Origin of the sequence: Bacillus sp. ISL-4, assembly GCF_018613275.1 — a bacterium.
GTDB classification, from domain to species: domain Bacteria; phylum Bacillota; class Bacilli; order Bacillales; family DSM-1321; genus Peribacillus; species Peribacillus simplex_E.
Map to the genome: position 1 here is coordinate 1 of NZ_JAGGQN010000070.1, position 21,551 is coordinate 21,551.

General features: G+C 38.6%; 28 protein-coding genes and 2 pseudogenes. 2 read left to right on the forward strand and 28 right to left on the reverse strand.

The genetic code is table 11. The features are described from left to right. Nucleotides 1-251 precede the first annotated feature (251 nt). Nucleotides 252-755: a DinB family protein gene (locus J7J00_RS26360; RefSeq protein WP_214795970.1), complete on the forward strand. Its 504-nt coding sequence runs from the start codon at nt 252-254 to the stop codon at nt 753-755. A 197-nt stretch (nt 756-952) separates the two neighbouring features. On the opposite strand, the gene J7J00_RS26365 is transcribed toward J7J00_RS26360, so the two are convergent. The 4 genes and pseudogenes from J7J00_RS26365 to J7J00_RS26380 form a co-directional block, all read right to left on the reverse strand. Beyond that, nucleotides 953-3,340, reverse strand: coding sequence for a heavy metal translocating P-type ATPase (locus tag J7J00_RS26365; RefSeq protein ID WP_214796019.1), 2,388 nt, complete (start codon nt 3,338-3,340; stop codon nt 953-955). Nucleotides 3,341-3,442: 102 nt separating this feature from the next. Further along, nucleotides 3,443-3,649 carry a copper chaperone CopZ gene (copZ, locus tag J7J00_RS26370; RefSeq protein ID WP_214795972.1) on the reverse strand — a complete coding sequence of 69 codons (207 nt, stop codon included), beginning with the start codon at nt 3,647-3,649 and terminating at the stop codon, nt 3,443-3,445. Nucleotides 3,650-3,665: 16 nt separating this feature from the next. Continuing rightward, nucleotides 3,666-4,004, reverse strand: coding sequence for a metal-sensitive transcriptional regulator (locus J7J00_RS26375; protein WP_230303800.1), 339 nt, complete (start codon nt 4,002-4,004; stop codon nt 3,666-3,668). A gap of 424 nt (nt 4,005-4,428) precedes the next feature. Further along, a pseudogene (locus J7J00_RS26380) lies at nt 4,429-4,637 on the reverse strand (nucleoside transporter C-terminal domain-containing protein); the annotation flags it as partial. On the opposite strand from J7J00_RS26380, the gene J7J00_RS26385 reads away from it, so the two are divergent. Further along, on the forward strand, nt 4,567-5,013 hold the full coding sequence (locus J7J00_RS26385; RefSeq protein ID WP_214795974.1) for a carbon-nitrogen hydrolase family protein: 447 nt from the start codon (nt 4,567-4,569) through the stop codon (nt 5,011-5,013). The pseudogene J7J00_RS26380 and the gene J7J00_RS26385 sit on opposite strands and share 71 nt — an antisense overlap. Here J7J00_RS26385 and J7J00_RS26390 read toward each other — a convergent pair. From J7J00_RS26390 to J7J00_RS26490, 24 genes and pseudogenes are all read right to left on the reverse strand, one after another. Next, nucleotides 5,006-5,992, reverse strand: a complete 987-nt coding sequence (locus tag J7J00_RS26390) for a S8 family peptidase (protein WP_309487257.1) — start codon at nt 5,990-5,992, stop codon at nt 5,006-5,008. The two genes, J7J00_RS26385 and J7J00_RS26390, sit on opposite strands and share 8 nt — an antisense overlap. A 726-nt stretch (nt 5,993-6,718) precedes the next feature. Beyond that, nucleotides 6,719-7,228 (reverse strand): glutamate synthase-related protein, encoded by a 510-nt coding sequence (locus J7J00_RS29000; RefSeq protein WP_396020614.1) that lies wholly within the window; start codon nt 7,226-7,228, stop codon nt 6,719-6,721. 49 nt (nt 7,229-7,277) lie between these two features. Continuing rightward, complete coding sequence (locus J7J00_RS29005) at nt 7,278-7,853, reverse strand: glutamate synthase-related protein (RefSeq protein WP_396020615.1); 576 nt, start codon at nt 7,851-7,853, stop codon at nt 7,278-7,280. Between the two features lie 361 nt (nt 7,854-8,214). Next, nucleotides 8,215-8,367, reverse strand: coding sequence for a YfhD family protein (locus J7J00_RS26400; protein WP_098373080.1), 153 nt, complete (start codon nt 8,365-8,367; stop codon nt 8,215-8,217). A gap of 382 nt (nt 8,368-8,749) precedes the next feature. Further along, entirely contained in the window at nt 8,750-9,052 is a 303-nt protein-coding gene (locus tag J7J00_RS28495; RefSeq protein ID WP_286201598.1) for an ATP-grasp domain-containing protein, read from the reverse strand. A 13-nt stretch (nt 9,053-9,065) separates the two neighbouring features. Further along, nucleotides 9,066-9,329 carry a hypothetical protein gene (locus J7J00_RS28500; RefSeq protein ID WP_286201599.1) on the reverse strand — a complete coding sequence of 88 codons (264 nt, stop codon included), beginning with the start codon at nt 9,327-9,329 and terminating at the stop codon, nt 9,066-9,068. Between the two features lie 275 nt (nt 9,330-9,604). Next, nucleotides 9,605-9,907, reverse strand: a complete 303-nt coding sequence (locus J7J00_RS26410) for a hypothetical protein (RefSeq protein WP_214795978.1) — start codon at nt 9,905-9,907, stop codon at nt 9,605-9,607. A 171-nt stretch (nt 9,908-10,078) separates the two neighbouring features. Further along, nucleotides 10,079-11,329 carry an ABC transporter permease gene (locus J7J00_RS26415; protein ID WP_214795980.1) on the reverse strand — a complete coding sequence of 417 codons (1,251 nt, stop codon included), beginning with the start codon at nt 11,327-11,329 and terminating at the stop codon, nt 10,079-10,081. Beyond that, nucleotides 11,322-12,221 carry an ABC transporter ATP-binding protein gene (locus J7J00_RS26420; RefSeq protein WP_214795982.1) on the reverse strand — a complete coding sequence of 300 codons (900 nt, stop codon included), beginning with the start codon at nt 12,219-12,221 and terminating at the stop codon, nt 11,322-11,324. The genes J7J00_RS26415 and J7J00_RS26420 overlap by 8 nt, the downstream gene beginning before the upstream one ends. A gap of 523 nt (nt 12,222-12,744) precedes the next feature. Then, complete coding sequence (locus tag J7J00_RS26425; RefSeq protein WP_214795984.1) at nt 12,745-13,524, reverse strand: sulfite exporter TauE/SafE family protein; 780 nt, start codon at nt 13,522-13,524, stop codon at nt 12,745-12,747. A 51-nt stretch (nt 13,525-13,575) separates the two neighbouring features. Further along, on the reverse strand, nt 13,576-13,803 hold the full coding sequence (locus J7J00_RS26430; RefSeq protein WP_098373104.1) for a sulfurtransferase TusA family protein: 228 nt from the start codon (nt 13,801-13,803) through the stop codon (nt 13,576-13,578). A 42-nt stretch (nt 13,804-13,845) separates the two neighbouring features. Next, complete coding sequence (locus tag J7J00_RS26435) at nt 13,846-14,973, reverse strand: MBL fold metallo-hydrolase (protein ID WP_214795986.1); 1,128 nt, start codon at nt 14,971-14,973, stop codon at nt 13,846-13,848. Between the two features lie 48 nt (nt 14,974-15,021). Further along, a complete protein-coding gene (locus tag J7J00_RS26440; protein WP_214795988.1) occupies nt 15,022-15,417 on the reverse strand; it encodes a DsrE/DsrF/DrsH-like family protein in 396 nt (131 codons plus the stop codon). A 28-nt stretch (nt 15,418-15,445) separates the two neighbouring features. Continuing rightward, nucleotides 15,446-16,018: a sulfurtransferase TusA family protein gene (locus tag J7J00_RS26445; protein WP_214795990.1), complete on the reverse strand. Its 573-nt coding sequence runs from the start codon at nt 16,016-16,018 to the stop codon at nt 15,446-15,448. A 53-nt stretch (nt 16,019-16,071) separates the two neighbouring features. Continuing rightward, a complete protein-coding gene (locus J7J00_RS26450; RefSeq protein ID WP_214795992.1) occupies nt 16,072-16,368 on the reverse strand; it encodes a rhodanese-like domain-containing protein in 297 nt (98 codons plus the stop codon). Nucleotides 16,369-16,386: 18 nt separating this feature from the next. Next, nucleotides 16,387-16,755: pseudogene (locus J7J00_RS26455) on the reverse strand (rhodanese-like domain-containing protein). Nucleotides 16,756-16,781: 26 nt separating this feature from the next. After that, nucleotides 16,782-17,261 (reverse strand): DsrE/DsrF/DrsH-like family protein, encoded by a 480-nt coding sequence (locus tag J7J00_RS26460; RefSeq protein ID WP_214795994.1) that lies wholly within the window; start codon nt 17,259-17,261, stop codon nt 16,782-16,784. Nucleotides 17,262-17,387: 126 nt separating this feature from the next. Further along, nucleotides 17,388-17,693, reverse strand: a complete 306-nt coding sequence (locus J7J00_RS26465) for a monooxygenase (protein ID WP_214795996.1) — start codon at nt 17,691-17,693, stop codon at nt 17,388-17,390. Between the two features lie 28 nt (nt 17,694-17,721). Next, nucleotides 17,722-17,982: a metal-sensitive transcriptional regulator gene (locus tag J7J00_RS26470; RefSeq protein WP_098373111.1), complete on the reverse strand. Its 261-nt coding sequence runs from the start codon at nt 17,980-17,982 to the stop codon at nt 17,722-17,724. Nucleotides 17,983-18,620: 638 nt separating this feature from the next. Continuing rightward, nucleotides 18,621-19,106: a peptidoglycan-binding domain-containing protein gene (locus tag J7J00_RS26475; protein ID WP_214795998.1), complete on the reverse strand. Its 486-nt coding sequence runs from the start codon at nt 19,104-19,106 to the stop codon at nt 18,621-18,623. Nucleotides 19,107-19,233: 127 nt separating this feature from the next. After that, the gene (locus tag J7J00_RS26480) at nt 19,234-19,740 is read right to left on the reverse strand and encodes a hypothetical protein (protein WP_214796000.1); all 507 of its coding nucleotides are present in this window, start codon (nt 19,738-19,740) and stop codon (nt 19,234-19,236) included. Next, the gene (locus J7J00_RS26485) at nt 19,737-19,937 is read right to left on the reverse strand and encodes a hypothetical protein (RefSeq protein ID WP_214796002.1); all 201 of its coding nucleotides are present in this window, start codon (nt 19,935-19,937) and stop codon (nt 19,737-19,739) included. The genes J7J00_RS26480 and J7J00_RS26485 overlap by 4 nt, the downstream gene beginning before the upstream one ends. A 177-nt stretch (nt 19,938-20,114) precedes the next feature. After that, nucleotides 20,115-20,246 (reverse strand): hypothetical protein, encoded by a 132-nt coding sequence (locus tag J7J00_RS28505; RefSeq protein ID WP_286201600.1) that lies wholly within the window; start codon nt 20,244-20,246, stop codon nt 20,115-20,117. A gap of 504 nt (nt 20,247-20,750) precedes the next feature. After that, nucleotides 20,751-21,545, reverse strand: a complete 795-nt coding sequence (locus J7J00_RS26490) for an XdhC family protein (RefSeq protein ID WP_214796004.1) — start codon at nt 21,543-21,545, stop codon at nt 20,751-20,753. Nucleotides 21,546-21,551: the final 6 nt, after the last annotated feature.

Below are 21,551 nucleotides of genomic sequence, written 5' to 3' on the forward strand. Positions count from 1 at the left end.
AATATTGACTCAAATCCAAAACTTTAAGTTAACTCAATAGAGAATTAATGGATTAATTATTCAAAAAGAATAAGGATACTAAGATTAGTATTGGGAACTAAGAGGAACGTTCAGCAGTTCTTTTTTGGTGAAAAACCAATTTATTCACTTATCAAAAAAGTAATTTTCTTTACAGGATGACCATTATTTTTTATAGAGGTATTTTTTTAATTATGTCGAAAAGGATATGTAACAATTGAAGGAGTGAAAAAATGGAAATGAACCGTGCAAGGAAAATGTATGATTACCACGTGTGGGCTAATCAGCAAGTGTTCCAAAACCTAAAACAATTACCGGACGGAGTCTTTGGCGACACGATAAAAAGTGTCTTTCCATCCATCAAGGAAGTCCTTGTTCACCTTTACGCAACAGATATTACCTGGTTAGAAATAATGAAAGGATGCACCATTCAAGATACTTTTAAGAAAGTTGAACAGCGGCGGAAAGAAGTGGACGGAGTCTCAATAAGTGAACTTGAATCCTCCTATGATGAACTTGCAAAGGATTATGATAATTTTTTTACTTCACAGCCTGATCTTGAACGGACCATTGTAACCGAACATCCTAAAATGGGGGCTTGTGAGTTTGTACTTGCCGACCTCATCCATCATGTAGTGAATCATGGGACCTATCATCGCGGTAATGTATCAGCGATGCTCCATCAACAAGGCGAGCGTGGCGCACCAACGGATTATGTATTTTACTGTTTAAAATAAGCGGTTTGGCAACCGAAAGAATGAAGGAACATCATTTAGCAGTCGCTATAAACATAAAAAAAGCACGGCCATTCCAGATGAAAGCCGATGATTCACTTGCCAAGGAATCATCGGCTTTGATTTGTTGGGAATGAAAATCCAAACGCTCGTGGCATGGGTAGTCAGTACAAATGCCTTCATTATATGTTACATGATCTTCAGAGCTTTACCCGTTGAAGGCGAAGTGCATTCAATACGACTGATACAGAACTGAAAGCCATGGCAGCACCAGCTAACCAGGGCGCAAGCAGTCCGATTGCCGCAATTGGTATCCCGATTACGTTGTAAGCAAAAGCCCAAAATAGGTTTTGTTTGATATTCCGCATCGTTTTCCTGCTCATGAGGATTGCATCTGCAATACTGTTCAAATCACCCCGGATCAAAGTGATATCGGCAGCTTCCATGGCTACGTCCGTCCCTGTTCCTATGGCCATTCCTATATCGGCTAGTGCCAGCGCGGGAGCATCATTTATACCATCTCCGACCATTGCCACTCTTTTACCGGCCGCCTGCAGTTTTTTCACTTCTTCCGCTTTCCCTTCAGGAAGGACTTCTGCAATCACTTGGTCAATGCCCACTTGATGGCCGATGGCATTTGCTGTCCTTTGATTATCCCCGGTTATCATGATGACCTGGATATCCATTGCTTTCAACCTTTTAATTGCCGTTAGCGAGGTATCTTTTATCGTATCGGCAACGGCAATGAGTCCTGCATATTCACCTTCAATGCTAGCAAGCATCGCTGTCTTCCCTTTCTCTTCAAATGCTTCCATCGCTGTTAGGGCCTTAGTAATATCCACGTTATTTTGCTTCATCAATTTACGCGTTCCGACGTATAACACTTTTTGATCCACTACAGCTCTCACGCCGTATCCAGGAATTGCTTCGAATTCCTCAATCGCAGCAAGTGATATCTGTCTTGCTTGAATTCCTTGAACGATTGATTGTGCAAGAGGGTGTTCAGATTGTTTTTCAGCTGCGCCGATTAGAGATAAAAACTGTTCTTCTTCCATACAGTTCTCGATGAGGACATCGGTCAACACAGGGGTACCATTTGTCACTGTACCCGTTTTATCCAAAATGACCGTATCTATATGGTGTGTGGTTTCTAAGTGTTCCCCGCCTTTAAATAAAATACCGAATTCAGCGGCCCGACCTGATCCTGCCATGATGGATGTGGGAGTGGCCAGACCTAAAGCACATGGACAGGCTATGACTAGCACTGCAATCATCGCTTCAAAAGCTGGTGTGAATTCTCCAGGGTTAACCCATATCATCCAAACCAGAAAAGTTAAAAGGGCGATTCCGACAACAATGGGAACGAAGACACCGGAAATTTGGTCAGCAAGACGTTGAATCGGAGCTTTGGACCCTTGAGCATCTTCGACCACTTTTATGATTTGAGAAAGAGCTGTATCCCTTCCGATTTTTGTCGCTTTCATTTTGAGAAAACCATTCTTATTCAATGTTGAACCGATCACAGTATCCCCGTTTGTTTTATCCACCGGAATGCTCTCACCCGTTAACATGGATTCATCAACCGCAGAGTCCCCTTCGACTACTTCTCCATCGACAGGGATCTTTTCACCCGGCTTCACCAAAATCGTATCTCCCACGATGACTTCCTCAAGTGGTATTTCACGTTCTTCTCCGTTCCTTAACACCAGTGCCGTTTTGGCTTGAAGACCCATCAATTTTTTGATGGCATCGGAAGAACGTCCTTTTGCTTTTGCTTCAAAAAGCTTCCCTAATAGAATGAGGGTGATAAGAATCGAACTAGTTTCGAAATAAAGTTGTGCCGTATTGTGATGGGATCCCATCGAGATGATCGCCTGATAAACACTGTAAAAATAGGCAGCGGATGTTCCCATTGCGACTAATACATCCATATTGGCACTTTTATTTTTCAATGCTTTATAAGCCCCAACATAAAACTGCTTTCCAATCAGAAATTGCACGGGGGTGGCGAATGCCATTTGCACCCAAGGATTCATGAGGAAATCAGGCATATAAATAAACGAAGTAAAACTAAAATGACTTACCATCGCCCATAACAATGGAAATGATAATATGACCGAAAAAATGAATGTATTCTTTTGTTTTTGAATTTCTTTTTGACGGAAATCCACGGATTCCGTGTTATCTTCCTTAATGATCGCCCCATACCCTAACTTCTCCACCCGTTGAATGATGTCAACTGGGGAGGCTTCGGAAGGATCATATTCGACTGTCGCATTTTCGAGCGCAAGATTCACATTGGCCATGCTTACTCCATCCAGCTTATTTAACCCTTTTTCAATTCGGTTAGCACAGGCTGCACAGGTCATGCCCGTAATCGTAAATTCCTTTTTCTCTTTTACTACATCATAGCCAAGATCTTGAATTTTCTTTTCAAAGTCCTTGTTGCTTAATTTTTCCGTATCATATTTAATGACCGATTTCTCAAGAGCCAAATTAACGGTGGCTTCCTCAACGCCTTCCATTCGGTTCAACCCTTTTTCAATCCGGTTTGCACAGGCAGCGCAAGTCATACCTGTAATCTGCATGGTTGTTTCTTTTATTTGGCCGCTCACATCATCCCCGCCTTCCTATACCACTATGGGGTATATTTTTTTGTAAAAAAAAGTGCTTAACAGCACTCCCATGACTTATTCGACATCGTAGCCTTGATCATCGATTGTTTCTTTTATTTTCTCAAGTGATACTTGTTCCTTATCAAACGCTACATCTACTTTTCCTGCGTCCAAATGTACTTTTACGCTTTCAACACCTGCAAGTTTTCCTACATTCCCTTCAACTGCATTCACACAATGACCACAAGACATTCCACTTACACTCAATGTTACATTTTCCATTTCAACATCTACTCCTTTATTTTTTCATTAATTTTTGTATCGTTACAAGCACTTCATCTATAACCTCTGTATCCCCTTCATTCAGGCGTTCGACCACACAATTCCTTAGATGGCCTTCCAATAATATCTTGGCTACACTATTCATCGCGCTTTGTGTAGCTGCTATTTGGGTAATCACATCATCACAATACGTATCTTTTTCAATAAGACCCTTTATACCGCGAATTTGACCTTCAATTCGATTTAACCGGGTCGTTAAATTCTTTTTTACTGCTTCTGAGTGATGACTCTTTCGGCCGTGGGAAGAGGTCGTACAGCATTCTTCTTCATTCACAGAATCTTTACCATTCAACATTTCATCCATTTCCCATCCCTCCTTGAAATTAATATACAATACCCCCCTATCCTATGACAAGAGAAAAGCTATTGTGTCAATATTTCTTTATTCTTTGCTTTTTAAGTATATCTATTCCTTAGTCTGTTTAACAAAACTACACACAAAATACCCCATGTGAAGCTAAACAAAAAAGGATGAACTACATGAGTCTACTAGGGATGCAAATAAAAACACTCATCTCCGGAGAAATGAGTGTTTATGGATCTTAATACCCTACGCTGGCATAATCCCGATAAAGTTTAACGGGTTTCAATTTTTTAGTTGGTTGTCTGTTTTAAAATTGCATAGTTAACACACCGAAATTAATAGATAAATAAAGGATGTTCTTACTCCACACCTTTTAGTTGAATACACAAAAAAGTAATATATTTTTTATTGGTTATCAAACAAATAATCCAACAATCATAGCACTTAACAAGGAGACAGCCATGCCGCTAAGCAACAGCTTCCAAACATTCCTTCCGATAATGTGCGATTTTTCATCATCGAAGATAGAATTGAACGTACCATAAATCAAATCATGCCAACTGTACTGAAATTGGCAAATGAGGTGAGATACGTAACTGCCACTGCTACTGTATGCGGAGCCAGGCCTAATATGAAATATTTAGTATTTCAAATGGATTTAGAAGTTGGGAATCCAGAAGAGAATAGGAAAATCATTGAACGCTGGTTAGAAGCTAACTACTGTGATGATTTGGATGTTGTAGTACTTCCTGAAATGTGGTCTACGGGTTATGCGTTAGTAGAATTAAAAGAAATCTGCAAAGTGTATGGTAATCAATCAATTGAATTTTTACAATCACTGGGTAAGAGGTTTAATGTAAACTTGGTAGGTGGCTCGATTGCCGTATTAGACGGTATAACTCCCAGAGGGTTTGTATCACTTTGTATCCGAGTTCCTAACACAATATGCAATGAAATTAGGATCATATACTTTTCTGTTCTCTATCTTAAGGCTACCTAAACTCCCTTAAAACTTTTTTTATATTTTCTAATTTCTGTTGATTTAGTTTCAGCATTCCATGCCCTTCTTGAGTCTTTGGTTTGCCCAGCGAAACTGTATTATTTATGAGTTCATTAAATTCTTCTAACTCTGTTAATTTACGGCCAAGTATTGTTTCAAATTTATTTATCAAAAGCGCAACAGCCCCTGACACATGTGGGGCAGCCATGGATGTACCTGATAAGACGGCAAATTGGTTACCAGGAAAGGTTGATACAACTTTCTCCCCAGGGGCTACTAAATCCACTTCACCATTAGAATTACTAAATCTGGAAATGCGTTCACGCCGGTTAACTGAGCCTACTGCCACAACTTCCGGATATGCAGCTGGATAACTGTACTCGTTTGTTTCGGCCTTACCATCGCCTTCATTTCCCGCGGCACACACGACCATTATATTAGATTGAACGGCGTTTATAATCGACGAATGTAAGGCCGGATCATCATCCGGTCCCCCTAATGACATCGAGATAACCCGTACTTTTTCGCCATTAGGACCTGTCCAATTGACAGCGTAATTAATAGCTGACGTAATGTTTTCTGTTGTTCCTTCTCCTGATCCATTTAAAACCTTAAGTACCAGCAACTTCGCTTTAGGTGCTGCACCTACAACTCCAAAACCATTTTCTGCTGCTGCAATGGTTCCGGAAACATGAGTCCCGTGTCCGTTATTATCGGCAAATTTGACAGGATCACCATAATAATCGTCCGTGAAATTATATCCACCAATAATTTGACCAATCAAATCAGGGTGATCTGACTGGCATCCTGTATCGATTACTGCTACTACTATGTTCTCACCCTTAAACCCTTCTCTCCAAATAGAGCGTGCACGAATCATTCTAATACCTCGTGGAACTTCCAAGGTATTTTCTGTTATTCCTTCTACTTGGAAGGGTACTAATTGAACATTTGGCAATTCTAGCCTCTCCCTCCATATTAACCCTAAGACAGGCAGAAACACCTCCTTTTGTAATAACAATTGAGGGGAATCCACACTTAAAACCCGTTTAGGAACGCTGAATCCAATAACATTGATTACAGCCTTTCTTTATCCTATGAATGGAGACAAGCTTTTGCTATAAACCTTAGTCTAATTTGATATTTTAGTTTACTAAAACAAAATACATTTAATTGAGATGGAGTAGATATATCACCGTTTACAAATCCTTAGTAAAAAGAAGAAATGCAAATCTATAATCATCAGAACCTTAGAAAAAATAGTAATTACATAAACGACCTTATTGGAAAGGAAAAAAAGCTACCTCCTCGGCAGCTTTTGCACTTCCATTATAATAACCAATATAGACTTACATTTATCATGCATATATTCAAATATGGACTAGGTAAAGGGTAAATAATTGATGACTAAACAAACCCTTTTTAAAGAAACTACGATTTTCATTATAAAGATATCGAGATTCGCCAAGGGATTAGTAAACTTAGCATCTCCCTCAAACAGGTTGGGTGGATATCCATCCATCAAGTTCATTCTTTAGTTAATTTTTCAACTATTTTATATTGTATATATGATTCTGTTCCTGTTTTTCGTAAATTTGCTGATAGCTGCGTACACACTCAATTATTACTCTTTTGGTTTGTATTCCCAAGGTTCAAATGAAAAAGGAATTCCAATCATTTTAGCAGTCAATTCATCATAGAAAAACTATTTTGAATACTCATTTATGGAGCGTTTCCCCATCGCTCTTAATGCCATTTTCATTTCTTCTATACTTGCTGTAAAGAATTTCTCTGCTGCTTTTACTCCATCTTCTATCTTAAATTGATCCTTGAATTTATCTTGATTCCAAACAACTTGTGTAGGTGGTTCAAAGGGAAGAGCATTCAATGCCGGACTATGTGAGGCAGCAAATAATATGGCAGATCCAACATAAACAGCATCTGCACCGAGTGCAAGTACTTTTAAAAAGTGCCCAGGTACTATTAGCCCTTCTGAGACAATTAAACTAATTTGACCCTTCATTTTTCTCTTTTCTAAATGATTAACAGCCCGGACAACAGCATGCAATGTCGGTATTCCCATGTCATCGGATAAAATGGGTAGTAGTGCACCGTGTGTGGCTGCTTGGCCGCCGTCAATCGTAATGAAATCAACACCGAGTTCAATTAAATGGTCTATATCTTCTTCAATTTTTCCACCTGCCCCCATTTTCACACCAATGGGAACACCACCAGTTATGCTCCGAAGTTCATTAACAAGTTTTTTAATATCTTTTCAAAAAAATGTTCAAAAAGACTCCATCCTCATTCTCTTTAAGCCCCACCACTTCACGAGCCCGACCTGTTAAATTTTTGGGTGAATTTTTCCCACCCATCCCAGCTAGTGCGCCTTGTCCGAACTTAATTTCTATCATGTCGGCACGTTTAATAAGATCTTCTTCTTTTGACCATTCTGTTTTTGAAAACTGTAAAATATATTTTCCTGCTTTATCTAATTCTTCAGGTATTACTCCGCCTTCTCCGGAATTAATCGCGGTTCCTACATTTTTTGATGCTTCCGCCAAAGAAAGCCTTGTTTGTTCACTAAGTGCGATACCATAGGCCATCCCTGTAATCATAAGAGGAATTTGGTTTTTTTTGCTTTTTGGTCCAATGGTTACCTTAACATCAACGTCTTCTTCACCATCAATAGGAAATGGTGTCGTTTGTGCAGGGATAAAGGTAATTGGATCCAAATGCGGCCATTTTTTTGAAGAGCCAAGTGGTCGATGCAGGACGTGGACGTCACCTGCTTCAGAACTAGTTTGTTTTTTTAAAAAATTAATCTTATATTCGTTCATACAACTTTATTAGAGACATACCATTATTTTTGTTGTAAAACGCATTGTGTTTAACGAATACTAGTGTTATGTAATTTTATTAGGTACATCAGGGAAAAAGTCTAGCTTCAAAGCATAAAACCGTGTTTTTTGCTCTGATCTTATACTATTGCCACATTTTTTTATTTAAAGGCCCTGGTTAAATGCTGTTGATTTTTCACAAAGAAAAAAGGACCATATTAATAGGGTCCTTGGTGAAACATCTTCTTCAACAAACGCAAGGTTGGTTCTATAGAAATTATTAAAAAACAGCGCGATTTGTTTTACTAAAATTTTTAAAAAAGAGTGTAATCAATCCGTATCTTTCACTTTTTTTGTAGTATCATTTAGGTCTTGTAGCTCTTATTTTCGCACTTTCACCTAGCTCACGCGAAAACTCTTCATTCACACGATCCGGTTCGATTTTTAAGTTATTTGGAGTTTGAGCTAATGATTTTTTTCTGCTCGATGATTTTTGATTGTTTGATCTTCCCAAAATATTGCCTCCTAACTATATTTTAATCTTTATTAGTATGGCTAAGAATCACATTTATATATCTTTAGATTTGTTCATGAACGACTTTTTTCCTTATAAAATTTTTTTGGGACTGCTCCTTCTTTTACTACTACTCATACTACTACGCACCTGATAGTTCTATAATAAAAATTTAATTTAAGCTGAAGAGTTTTCAGTAATGACTTTTTCATTGCCTCTACAAAGTTCTTCAGTGTTTCATCAGATAATTCTAACAAGGAAAGCTAGGGATTTAAATCTTCTAATTCAACTAATAAAAGTTCACCTTGTTCATTCCGATAAGCATTAACTCGTTGAATCCCCCAATCAAGATTATTCCATTCAATAAATTTGTTAGCAAAAGTTAAATCTTCTTCAGTAGGTGCATAAAGAGCATACTGAAATTCTTTATCGATAAAATAAAATGAACCTCATACTCAAAGTTGATAAATGGTTGTACTAATGTGTTTTTTGATTCTGAATCAACTTTATCTCTCAATTCATCTTTAGTTACAAATTCCAAACCGATTGAATCTGCACCATCTTTCGGCTTTACAATATACGTCTCTACATTAGGGAGTTTATCTAAAGAATCAAGAGTATCTATAGTTGGAATAACAGGAAATTGAGCATTCGTTAGTTCAATTAAGTATTCCTTCCCGTTCATATCAGCCTTTCCGTTAAATGAATTGTATGTTTTCAAAATATCCAGAAACTACTCTATTTCGGAATGCTTGATACGTATCCTTAAAATTCGCTACTGGACCAGCATTTCGAAATACTATTAAGTCAAAATCTTTTTCAAACGTTTCAGTGTCTTCAGGTTGACAAATGACCAACTGAAAATCTTCTCTAAGCTTCGAAGTAAGGAACAAATCCTCCTCATAATAATTTCTTCCTTTTGCTTCATAGTATAAATCTGTTACGAACAATAGTTTGTTCATTAACCCTCACCTGCTTTACATTTATTTTCATTGATTTAAAAAGGATTTAAAAACAAAAAAGGGGCTGTCCCAAAAGTCAGTAAAATGACTTTTAGGGGCAACCCCTTTTCGTATTGGCTTGGTGATACTTCTTTAAGGGGTACCGCCATATCTTTAAGTCATTCCATGATCGAGAAGTTTGGACTCCACTCTTAAGAACGTGAATGTGGAACCCATATATCCTCAAAGCCAAAAAAGCTAATTAAAAACCGGAACTTGATTGGATAATGGGAATATTACAGTTCTTTTGAAATACTATTATTCCTTTTCTTTTTCACTAAAAGAATGATGCCAATGATAAAAGCAACTGCGCTATATATCCAGGTATACATAAAGGCAAGGCCCAATCCGATATTTGCATCCATATAATCGTTTTTCACATGATCTATGGCTAAATATAAAAGCGGTGCAGCTCCAATGATGAACAGGATGACCGAGAGAACATTTCTTTTCGGATTCTTGGTTGATAAAATAATAATGATGAAGGATAGCAAGAGAAACGCTTCTGAAGCTATCGTCAACGTTACCAGATTGCTCATTATAGTTCACTCCTAATCGTGTTTCATAAATGGAATATATTTATGTCCCCTTATATCTATGTTACTTTTCGTTCCTTTTTCATTAATCTCAAAATATTTTTTATTTGAATGGTATTATCTTATTAAAAAACCTGAATACCTCCAAGAGGAATGAAGGATCCAGGTTTCATGTTAATTTTTCTTTGATAATTGCAAGGCATTCTTGATGCTTTTCAGTGATTTTGAGCTTCCGTACATCAAGACTCCACCACGATAGATTTTTGCCCCGATTATTCCTAGTAAAACAATGGTTAAGATCAACACAGCAATGCTGATGGCGATTTCCCAGAATGGAACTTCAAGCATCCCTACGCGCAAGAACATGATCATTGGCGTGAAAAATGGAATGAATGATGTAATCGTAATATAACTCGCTGACGGATTCCCTAGTCCAAACATCGCAATCATGAAGGCAATGACGACTAACATGGTCATCGGTGAAATCATTTGCTGGACATCTTCAATTTTGCTCACAACGGACCCAAGACATGCCGCAAGAGTCGCGTACAGAAAATAACCAAGCAAAGCGAAGATGATCGCATAAATGATTGTTGAGATATCGGTGCTTTCGAAACCGAAAAATGAAAAGAATCCTTCATCCATACCTGTCAAGTTTTGTTTAATCGAGAAATAGCCCACTCCAAAAAATAAAATCATTTGCGTAAGACTAAGCAGGGCTACCCCCATTATTTTGGCAAACATCTGTGTGACTGGCGGGACACTTGAAATCAGTATTTCCATGACCCGTGATGTTTTCTCAGTAGCCACTTCCATTGCAATCATCGTTGCATACATCAATACACCGAAGTAAATGACGAATAGGAGCACATACACGAGACCGCGTGCTTGATTAAGATCCTCTTCCGTTTTTGCATTTTTCTGAAGCGCAATCGTATCAAATGCTGGCGGCGTATTCAATTGAGCGATTTGCTGCTCCGTCAAATTCAATTCCTTCGCAGTTATTTGACCCTTCAATTGGGTAAGCGCTAAAAGCAAATCATTACTTACCGCAGAATCTGAAATTTGATTCGCTTTATACGTTCCCTTGAAGCCGACGGTTTCATCCTTTTCGATTAACAAATACCCAACGATATCTTCTGCGCTGACCATTTCCTCCGCTTCCTTTTCATCCTGGGCGGATATTATCGAAAGGTCATCGTTCACACCTGCGACCGCTTTTTTGTAAGAATCAAATAAGCTACCTTCAGTCTTATCGATGACGGCAACCTTTTCCTGATCATCACTGTCGAATTTATCAATAAGATTCGAAATATTCGTAAGGACAAGAATCAGGGCCATCATAATCATTGTAGTAATGATAAAGGATTTCGTTTTTAATTTTGATAGATATGTATGCGAAAGAACAATCCAAAACTTATTCATAGACGGCACCTACTTTTTCAATGAAAATATCCGTCAGCGATGGTTCTTCCAGTTCGAATTTCCGGACGAAACCTCTTGGAACAAGATCACGAATCATGTTCTCTGCCACATCTTCACCAGTGACTTGAAGAATTTTTCCTTCCATCGTGTTCTTTACTTTTGTTACACCTGAATAATTATCCAAAAAAGATAAGTCGAAGTCAGCTTTAATTGACACATTCTTTTTACCAAAAGAACGTTTGATTTCTTTTAATTTTCCAGCCACAACAGGAGAACCTTTATGCATGATGCAAAGATGCTCACACATCTCCTCAACATGCTCCATGCGATGGCTCGAGAAAACGATTGTCGTACCGCTGTCCCTTAAGTCGATGACGGCTTTCTTCAGTATTTCCACATTCACGGGATCCAGTCCGCTGAAGGGTTCGTCAAGGATAAGTAATTCAGGTTTATGAATCATGGATGCGATCAGCTGGATTTTTTGCTGATTTCCCTTTGAAAGCTCTTCAACTCGCTTATCCATATACTCGGGAACCATAAAGCGGTCTAGCCAATACTCCAATTCCTTCAAAGCATCCCTTTTGTTCATCCCTCTTAATCTAGCCAAATATACAATTTGATCACGGACCTTAAGTTTTGGATATAGTCCGCGTTCCTCAGGAAGATAGCCAATCGATGAACTGGTCGTATAATCGATTTTGTTACCATCCCAGATCACTTCCCCCTCAGTCGGGTCAAGCAGGCCGAGTATCATTCGGAACGTAGTCGTTTTCCCCGCTCCGTTCCCACCTAAAAAACCGAACATTTCTTTCTCGGGAATAGTTAAATCAAGCTGGTTGACAGCTGTGAATTCCCCGAATTTTTTCGTAACTTCTTTAATTTGTAAAGCCAATGGACAACCTCCTATTATATGATTCTTAATATATGTTACCGGAAAGGTTTTCCAATTTCAACTATCACCCAGGACTAAATAACTCTTTTTCCCTTCGATTATATGCAAATTTTCACAAATGATGTCCCCTCCACCAGTTTGCCAGGAATCCAAAATACCTTAGCTGATTTCATGCTGATTCCCATTTGCGGATTTTCAATTACACACGATATTTCTAGTTTAATCAATGGGTAAATACTAAAAAAAACTGGACGTCCCGATTAATTGGTACAACCTGAACATTAGAGTTGAAGAAAAATCAAAACTTAATGGACATTTGCTTCGTAATAAACAAACTTGATTAAACTAATTTTGACGATTCCTAACAAGAGCTGACAATCACAAAAAATGTCAATAAAAAATACCACTTCATTAGAAGTGGTACAATCCTTGGTAACCCTTATATAACTGGTTCCTAAATATAAAATTTGATGACCTGTGATGAACTCTCCCCAGGACCCACCACTTTCTGCAAGAAAGTGCCTCAAGACATGATACCCACCCAGGTTTTCACAGCCGTCGCTAAAATCAATAGAGCCAGTATGACTTGCAGGACTTTTACATTCATTTTTTTACCGGCCATTGCCCCAAGCGGAGATGCTATTAAACTAGCAACAACCATGATTAATGCTGGATAGTAATCAACTTGTCCCGTTGAGATTTTCCCTACCGTTGCACCAATGGATGAAATGAAAGTGATGGCTAATGAAGACGCAATCGTTACCCTGGTTGGAATTCTTAAAACGATAAGCATGATGGGCACTAATAGAAAGCCCCCTCCGGCTCCGACTATACCCGCACCTAAACCAACGATTAAGGCAAGGATGGCAGCAAGCCATTTGTTGAAGGTAACTTGATCCAAAGGAATGTCATCTATCCCTTTCTTGGGAATGAACATCATGACAGCCGCTATCAACGCCAAAACGCCATAGACGATATTCACTCCGTTTTCCGACATCGATTGTGATCCAAAACTTCCTATCACGCTTCCAATTAGCACACTGATCCCCATATAGAGAATAAGTTTTTTATTTAAATGTCCGCTTTTACGATAGCTCCATATACCTCCGATGGAAGCGAATAAGACTTGTATAGCACTTATTCCTGTCACATCATGTGCACTAAATGCCGCTAAACCAAAAATCGGGGGAATAAACAGCAGCATTGGATAATTTATTATCGAGCCGCCGATGCCGAGCATTCCAGAAACGTATGAACCTATAAAACCAATCAAAAAGATGGTCATGATAAAGGTGATATCCATTGTAAGTGCCTCCCTTAAAAGAAGGGAACCCTATTGGTTCCCTTCCCTTTATCAGCCTTTTCTGATCCAAAATTTCAGTATATCATTTTCTTCTGCCGTTTCCACCAGTTCATGGCCACCAGATCTTGACCAAGCAGCTAAGTCGGCTTTTGCTCCTTTATCGGTTACATGTATTTCCAGCACTTGCCCGGTTTGCAAATCATTCATCGCTTTTCTTGTTTTAACAATCGGCATTGGACATGCAAGTCCCTTAGCGTCTAACACTTTATCTGAATTCATATTTCTTCTCTCCTATTTTCTTTGATTTTATTTTTACCTGTATTAGCGAACCGCACAACGATTGGGTCCGATTTCCATTTCCCGTTGTTTTTCATCATCAGGCTCGATTTTCCCCATATTGGTTTCGCGAATTTCTTGATAAGCGTTTGGTTGAGGCGGTAAATTACCTGTTACTAGCTCTTTGAAGTCCGTTTCATCTGTAATGTTTAATCCATGATTGTCAGCAAACAGCGCACCCAACTTTTTAGCGACACTTCCGTCTTCATTCAATTCATCGATGACCATGAAATGTGATGGCAATACAATTAACTCGTCTGATAATTCTCTATAACGTGTATAAAGTGTTTCTCTCAAGTCCCCTACCCAATCCTCAGCCAATCCAGCTAGGTCCGGTCTGCCAATGGAATCGATGAATAGTATATCCCCGGAAAGCAAGTATTTTTGATCGACCACAAATGAAGTGGATCCAATGGTATGGCCCGGGGAGTATAATGCTTGAATATCGATCGCTGTATGACCGATCGTTATCACTTTACCGCTTTCTAATGGCTGATACTCAAAAGTTACTTCAGCCGCATCTTTTGGCGGCAGCCAGTAGGCTGCATTTGTTACTTCCGCTATTCGTCTTCCCCCTGAAATATGATCGGCATGTAAGTGCGTATCCAGAACATGTGTAATTTTCACTCCGATACCATCGGCGAAATCAAGATAAACATCTATCATTCTTGTAGAATCAATTACGGCTGCTTCACCATTGGAGATGACCATGTAAGATAGACAGCCTTTACCAAGTCGAACAAATTGGTAAATTTCTGCGCCATTGGTCAATTCGCCGACCCTCACTGGTTCCAAGTGTTCACTCCATGCTTTCATGCCGCCCTTTAAATAAGAAACATCCAATCCAGCTTCAGATAGCATTTCAGCTACCATAACAGATGAGCCTTCCTTTGCACATACTACCAGGGTTTCTTTATTGGCCGGGATTTGATCGAGGATTTCTTCCACGCCATCCAGTAGATCAAAGTAAGGGATATTAAGGAATTCAAAGTTCTGCCCTTCAATTTTCCAATCATTAAAGTCACTTTCATTTCGAACGTCCAAAATAAATAAGTCTGTTTTATTGATTACTTTCTTTGAAACCTCAGCGGCTGTCATTTGATTAAACGCCATCTTTTATACCCCCTATAGTATTAAAAATTCCAAAAATTTTTACCTTCATTAAAAGGTTAATGTAACATTTGCATCTTTAGCGAACTCTAAAAATGTGATCGCCCCACCTACTTCGATACCGTCAACTAAAGCTTCTTTTTCCATGCCCAAAACGTCCATGGTCATTTGACATCCAATAAACTTGACATCCATTTCCTGTGCCATAGTAACTAATTCCGGAATTGAAGGAACATTAGCCTTTTTAAAGCCTTCGGCAAAATGCTCCTTACCTTCAGGCAATGGAAGTTGTCCATTCGCTTCTTTATGAATTAAATTCAAGCCTTCAAAAGTAAAGAAAATGGCCACTTCTTGATCTGTTACTGCCGCTGCCGTTGCGATGTTAAACACTTTATATGCGTCAAATACACCACCATTACTTGTGATTATTGCTACTTTGTTAGTCATGATATATTCCTCCATTTTAGAGTCACCTTTATTTATTAATGGATTTTTGTGAAGGCCCGTTCCATTGGCTCATGCCTGGTACAACATTGAATACCTGTTCAAATCCAGCCGCCGTCAGTTTTTGTGCAGCAAGATCACTTCGGCTGCCAGAACGGCAAATCACGAAAATCGCTGACTCTTTATCAAGTTCACCCATACGTTGTTCCAATTCACCCATTGGAAGGGATTTCGCTGCTGGAATATGATGAAAGGCATACTCTGCGGATTCTCGTACATCCAGAAGGATCATATTTCGATTCTCTTCCATTACTTGAAGAAGTTCTTCATTTGAAATGATTTTTTCATGCTTCTTCACTTCTGTTTCTTCTGCGCTTGCTTTCCGAAGATAATGTTTTAGTGTGGTTCCTTCTTCAACCGTACCTAAATATTGATGACCTGTACTTTCCGCCCAGGCTTTCATATCGGCAGTTGACCCTTTATCAGTCGCTTGAACTTCCAGTACTTCCCCTGCTTCCAGACCATTCATGGCTTTTTTCGTTTTTACGATTGGCATGGGACATGCTAAACCTTTAGCATCCAAAACGGAATTTGTTTTAATCATTTTATTTCCTCCTTGTTTCCTTAATAGGGGCGGGGGTATATTTAGGTTTAAAATTATGCTGTGGGACCTTCCCAACCATTCATACCACCCACCATGTTCAACACTTTATATCCATGATCCTCAAGTATCTGTGCGGCCCTTGAACTTCTGCCCCATGATCGGCAGACCATGATATACTCTTTTGATTTATCCAGATCCTGCATTCTAAATTCCACTAGACCCAACGGGATATTTACAGCATTTGGTATTTTCCCTACCTTTACTTCTTCCACCTCCCGCACATCAATAATGTGGACTGGCGAGTTTCCCTTCAACAATGCACTCACTTCATTCGGTAAAATTTCTTTCATATTTTTAAGATCCTCCTTTTATTCGCGCCAAGAACTCATGCCGCCTTTTACATTAGTGACTTCTTTAAATCCTAATTTTTTCAATGCTTTACTTGCATTACTGCTCCGCATCCCGCTTTGACAGATCACTACCACTTCTTTATCTTTAGAAAGTTCTTATGCCCTTTTGCCAAGTTCGCTTAAAGGTATATTTTTAAAGTCCTTAATATGATTGCCCCGATATTCATTAGGAGTACGGACATCAATGAATTGCTTATTTCCTTTGTTACTCAGCTCAGCTTTTAACTCTGCCGCATTTATATTTTTTATCCCCTTTACCGGGACAAATCGCTGATATAAAAACCAAACGATGAAACCTAATATAATGAGATTGAATATAGTTCCCATTTGAACTCATCCCTCCAGTACCCAAATTATATAAATAAGTTTACATTTCCATCCTCTGCTTCAGCTAAATAAGCCGCAACACCTGCATACTCAATTCCATCCATTAATTCCTCTTGCTGCAAGCCCAATAAATCCATTGTCATCGTACAGGCAATTAGTTTGATTTCCTGTTCTTGGGCCAACTCAATTAAATTTGGGAGTGACATGGCATTATGCTTTTTCATCACATGTTTGATCATTTTAGGACCCATCCCAGCAAAGTTCATATTGGATAGACCCATTTTATCTGAACCACGCGGCATCATTTTTGCAAACATTTTTTCCAAAAATCCTTTTTTTAATGAAACCGGCTCATCCTTCCTTAAGGCATTCAATCCCCAAAATGTATGGAAGATGGTCACTTCATGATCATAAGCCGCCGCGCCATTTGCTATGATATAAGCAGCCATTGCCTTATCATAATCACCACTAAATAAAATGATCGTCGTTCTTTTCTTTTCAGTCATTATGTTTTCCCCCTGATCAATATTTCATTTTGTTGTTTCGTTAAATACCCTATGGGGTATATATTATGCTAAAAAATATAGTTCGTCAACCTACTTCACTAAAAAATGAATGGAATAGGTTTTTCTTTATTTAATTGGTCCATGATTGATTGAAGTCAAAACTTCATTCACTTCGAATATTTTTCCATTAACCTTCTCGATACCAAACCCTTTTAACCGAGCTGTGTGCATAGTCAAGTACTTACATGCGGATTCCTTCGTTTCAAACAGATAAATGCCACCAGCTTCCTTTGCCTCATTGTCTTCGGTCCAAATCTTCCAGATCAAGCCTTCTTCATCATTAATGCTTTTTGCTAAATCAGTAAATTCTTTTACCATTTCGTGGCCAAATGGTCCCTCCATTTTAAAATCCACTTGTAAAATATAAGACATGAATAACACTCCTTTTGGTCAAATTCTATTACCTGCTTTTTATAAGTAAATTAACCGCTTCCTTGACTAGATGATCAGTGCCTTCGCCTTTCACTACGTTTTCCCGAACGCATTGCTCAAGATTTTCACTTACGATAACACCCATGGTCCTATCGATGGCATTACGTGCAGCCGACAACTGCGTGACGATTTCCCTGCAATCCTTTCCTTGCTCCATCATTCCAAGTACACCCTTGATTTGTCCTTCAATCCGCTTCAAGCGATTAATGACACTTTTATCATACTCCATAATCTGCCCACCCATCTATTTACAAATGCAATTACTAACCTCAACTGATTATCTTATTTCCTTTTCCGATTAAGAAGCGAAGCCCCAAGTTCCCTTACGAATTAACGCTTCAAATAGGCATGAGGAATATTCAAAACCTCTTTATCAACCTTCTCACGCTAATGAGCCCTAATATCCAATAATTTGCGTGCTTTATTCGTGGGTTTGCACATTTTACGCGTGAGTATAAGTGCTTACTCGTGAGTTTGCACGTTTTACTCGTGAATTTGAGTGTTTTACTCGTGCGTTTGCACGTTTTACTCGTGAATTTATGCAATCTTACTTGTGAGTTCATATTATACCTGCATGGGTATATTGTCAAGCCGTTAAATTCACATTAAAAAATAAAAGCCACCATATACGGCAGCCTTCACTAATTACTTCAATTCTTCAATTTGCACAAAAGAATTGCGTTTTTTCGGTATTATGTTAATTTTTTGCTAAGATTTGATTGAAAGAACCTGTAACAATTTCCCTTTGTGCATAACCGCAAGTCGCCTTGCACGTCTTCGATAAGCAAGTTATGGATCATAGGTAGAACATAAAAATCAACTCGTGAAAGCCAAAAATAAAAACGTGCCCATTTATAGGCACGTTTTTCATATGAAGGGAAAATTCATTGGTCCTTCCTGTATCTTAATTCGCATACAAGCGATATTGTCGCTTAATGTATCCCCATTACCGTAAATATAGGCTTTAGAGCCGGATGTATAGGAAGAATTGTCGTACTTCCATTTAATTCTTAGTCCCATGTTTCCGCCTGCTCCATATGTTTCATTACCATACTTCTTAATATATTGCGAGAAGCTATCCCACGTCCGTGGGCCAACCACACCATCCACTTTCAAGTTGTTTTCTTTTTGATATTTCTTTACACCCGCTTCGGTTTTTGGTCCAAAAATTCCATCAACGTCAACCACTGCTGAATCGGTATAAAAACCCATGACATTCAGGATATACTGCATATTTCTAATCTCCACCCCATGTGAGTCCTTCCGCAAAATAGAGTTTTTATCCCAGCTTTCGGGATGGTGAAACCCTCCAGCTGATGCTGAAGCAGTGGAAAAAGATATTCCAAGGGCCATTGCTAATACTACCAAACCAGTAAAATCATTGTAAGGACTTAACTAAAATGTGTCCATGAAACTATACTAACTCCAGTTAAACGGTGCAACTTTATTATAAACATCGCGACTTTATTTCAAAGCCACATCATTTTCCCTTTAATTCAGCTAAATAGTGTCTTACGGCACTTTCAACTAGTTCATAAACCGTCCTATCATGAATGATTGCTTGTATTTTTAGTTCCTTCATAAGTTCAACATCCATATCGAATGAAGAACGTTTTCTTATAACGTTGGTTCGTTCTATGGTTGGTGCTGATTGTTCGTTCGCTTGTTTGACCTGTTCTTTACCACGTTTTATGCCAACGTTAGAACGTTGGTTGGTATCGTTAATAGGTTCTTTATTTACATTAGTTGAAACGTTCGCCTTTGCGTTTCCTGCTGTTGCAAAGTCATAAATAAGCTGCTCTTGTACCGTTTCCTCGTCACCTTCACCAACGAAATACCAGCCTTTTTCGCCTGAATTTCTATACTTATAACCAGCTTTATTCAATGCTTTTCTTAGTAATTTTTCTGAAAGATGAACATCAGCCCTTTTGGCAATATTCGCTGGTGTATCAGTTTTAATTAACTCCAAGATTTCACCGATTTTCATTTAGTACGCTCACCGGAAAACCAATACTTTGTTTTGATATTTCGATAAGTCCCAATGTCTTTGGTCAGCTCGGCAATAAGATCATAACCGCAATATGTGTGCCTCAGCGTGCTAAATTCATCTAATGTGACATAATCATCACTCTTTAATTCAACGTGACACTCTCCACAACAAATCGCCATATCCAACACCTCCAAAAAGTATATTGATATATTCGTCGAAACTTGGTGGCTATCCTTCTTTCGTACAAAAAACAGGTCTATTGACGGTCCTTTAATGTTTGTTAGTTTTTCGAAATTCTCTTTGGATATGAATCATATCAAAGGAATGCCTTTAAGGTGTGCCTGTTTCCATAAAAAAAAGAACCATAATTCCTATCTCTCGAAATCCATCCCTCTTTCTTTTCTGTTCATCACTTTTTCATTTTCTTTCACTTTCAAAAATGTTTGCACGCCTTTTACTTCTTGCTCATCTGTAAAATGTTTTTTTAATAATCGTTCTCCCATTTTATCTAAGACTGGGGCCTTAAAAGCCCCAACATGATGGCTGAAGTCCTTTACTTTATCTCAAAAAGGCCTACGATCCTTGTTATTCAGGGATCGTAGGCTTTTTTATTACTTTTTCTTGCTTATTAGATAACTGTTTTTGTATGTATCCTTGAGTAAGTTTAAAGGTTTAAGAATATTATATCGGTGTTAATCATAATATTCGCCAGTATCAAAGAACCCACCACAATCCTTACACCTATAATGCCAAGAAAGACCTCCACCATATTGAGAGTGTTGCCAGAAACCATTCTCTTTATCGAATACATGATTACATTTTTTCCTACTTTCCTCCCAATCTCTCATAAGGTCTATTTCCTCATCAATTCGTTTTGCATCCGCTTTTATCAAAGAAAAAAGGTCAGGCCCACTGAGTTAATACTTTAACACAGCGGGGACTGACCCCATTGTCTATTAGACATTTTGATTTTAGCTTTATCTCCCTCAGGTGTTACACCTTTCTACTTATCTATTTAATTGTTTCACTTTTACAGGCTCTTTTTCCTTGCTTACTTTGATGATTTGTCCGATAATACTGATGGCAATTTCTTCTGATGTTTCCGAGCCAATTTCCAATCCGATTGGAGAATGGACCTGCTCTAACTGTTCTTGCTTGACCCCTTCACTTTTTAACTTTTCAAATATGCTTATGACCTTGCGTTTACTGGCGACCATCCCAACATATGCAATCGGAAATTGCAGTGCCGTTTTTAATACAATATCATCACAATCTTTTGTAACAATTACCACATATGACTTTTCATTTAGATTGGCTGCGAGCAAAGCCTTTCCAATATCCTCGTTCACAAAAAGGTTTGTCGCATTAGGAAAGCGTTCCTTCGTACAATAACCAACGCGATCATCGACAATGCAATAAGGATATTCGAGGAAATCAGCAAGCTTTGCCAACGCATAGCCTAAATGACCGGCCCCAGCCAGAATGAGTTCAGGCCTGCTTGTATAGACTTCAATAAAGACCCGTAACGTGCCGCCACAATTCATCTGAATTCCGTCTTTTGCATGTTTATTCAATTTATATTCAACGATTTTCGATTGGCCATTTTGGATCGCCTTTACACTATCTTCGATCACATAGTGTTCAGCCAAGCCCCCTCCGACAGTCCCTTCAATGGTACCATCCCGGTAGACAATCATTTTTCCAACATGCCTGGGAGTCGAGCCCTTTGATTCAATAATCATGGCTAAAGCAAAGGTTTCGTTTTGAAGCGTCAGCATGGACACTTTTTCCATCAGCAGCATGAAAAG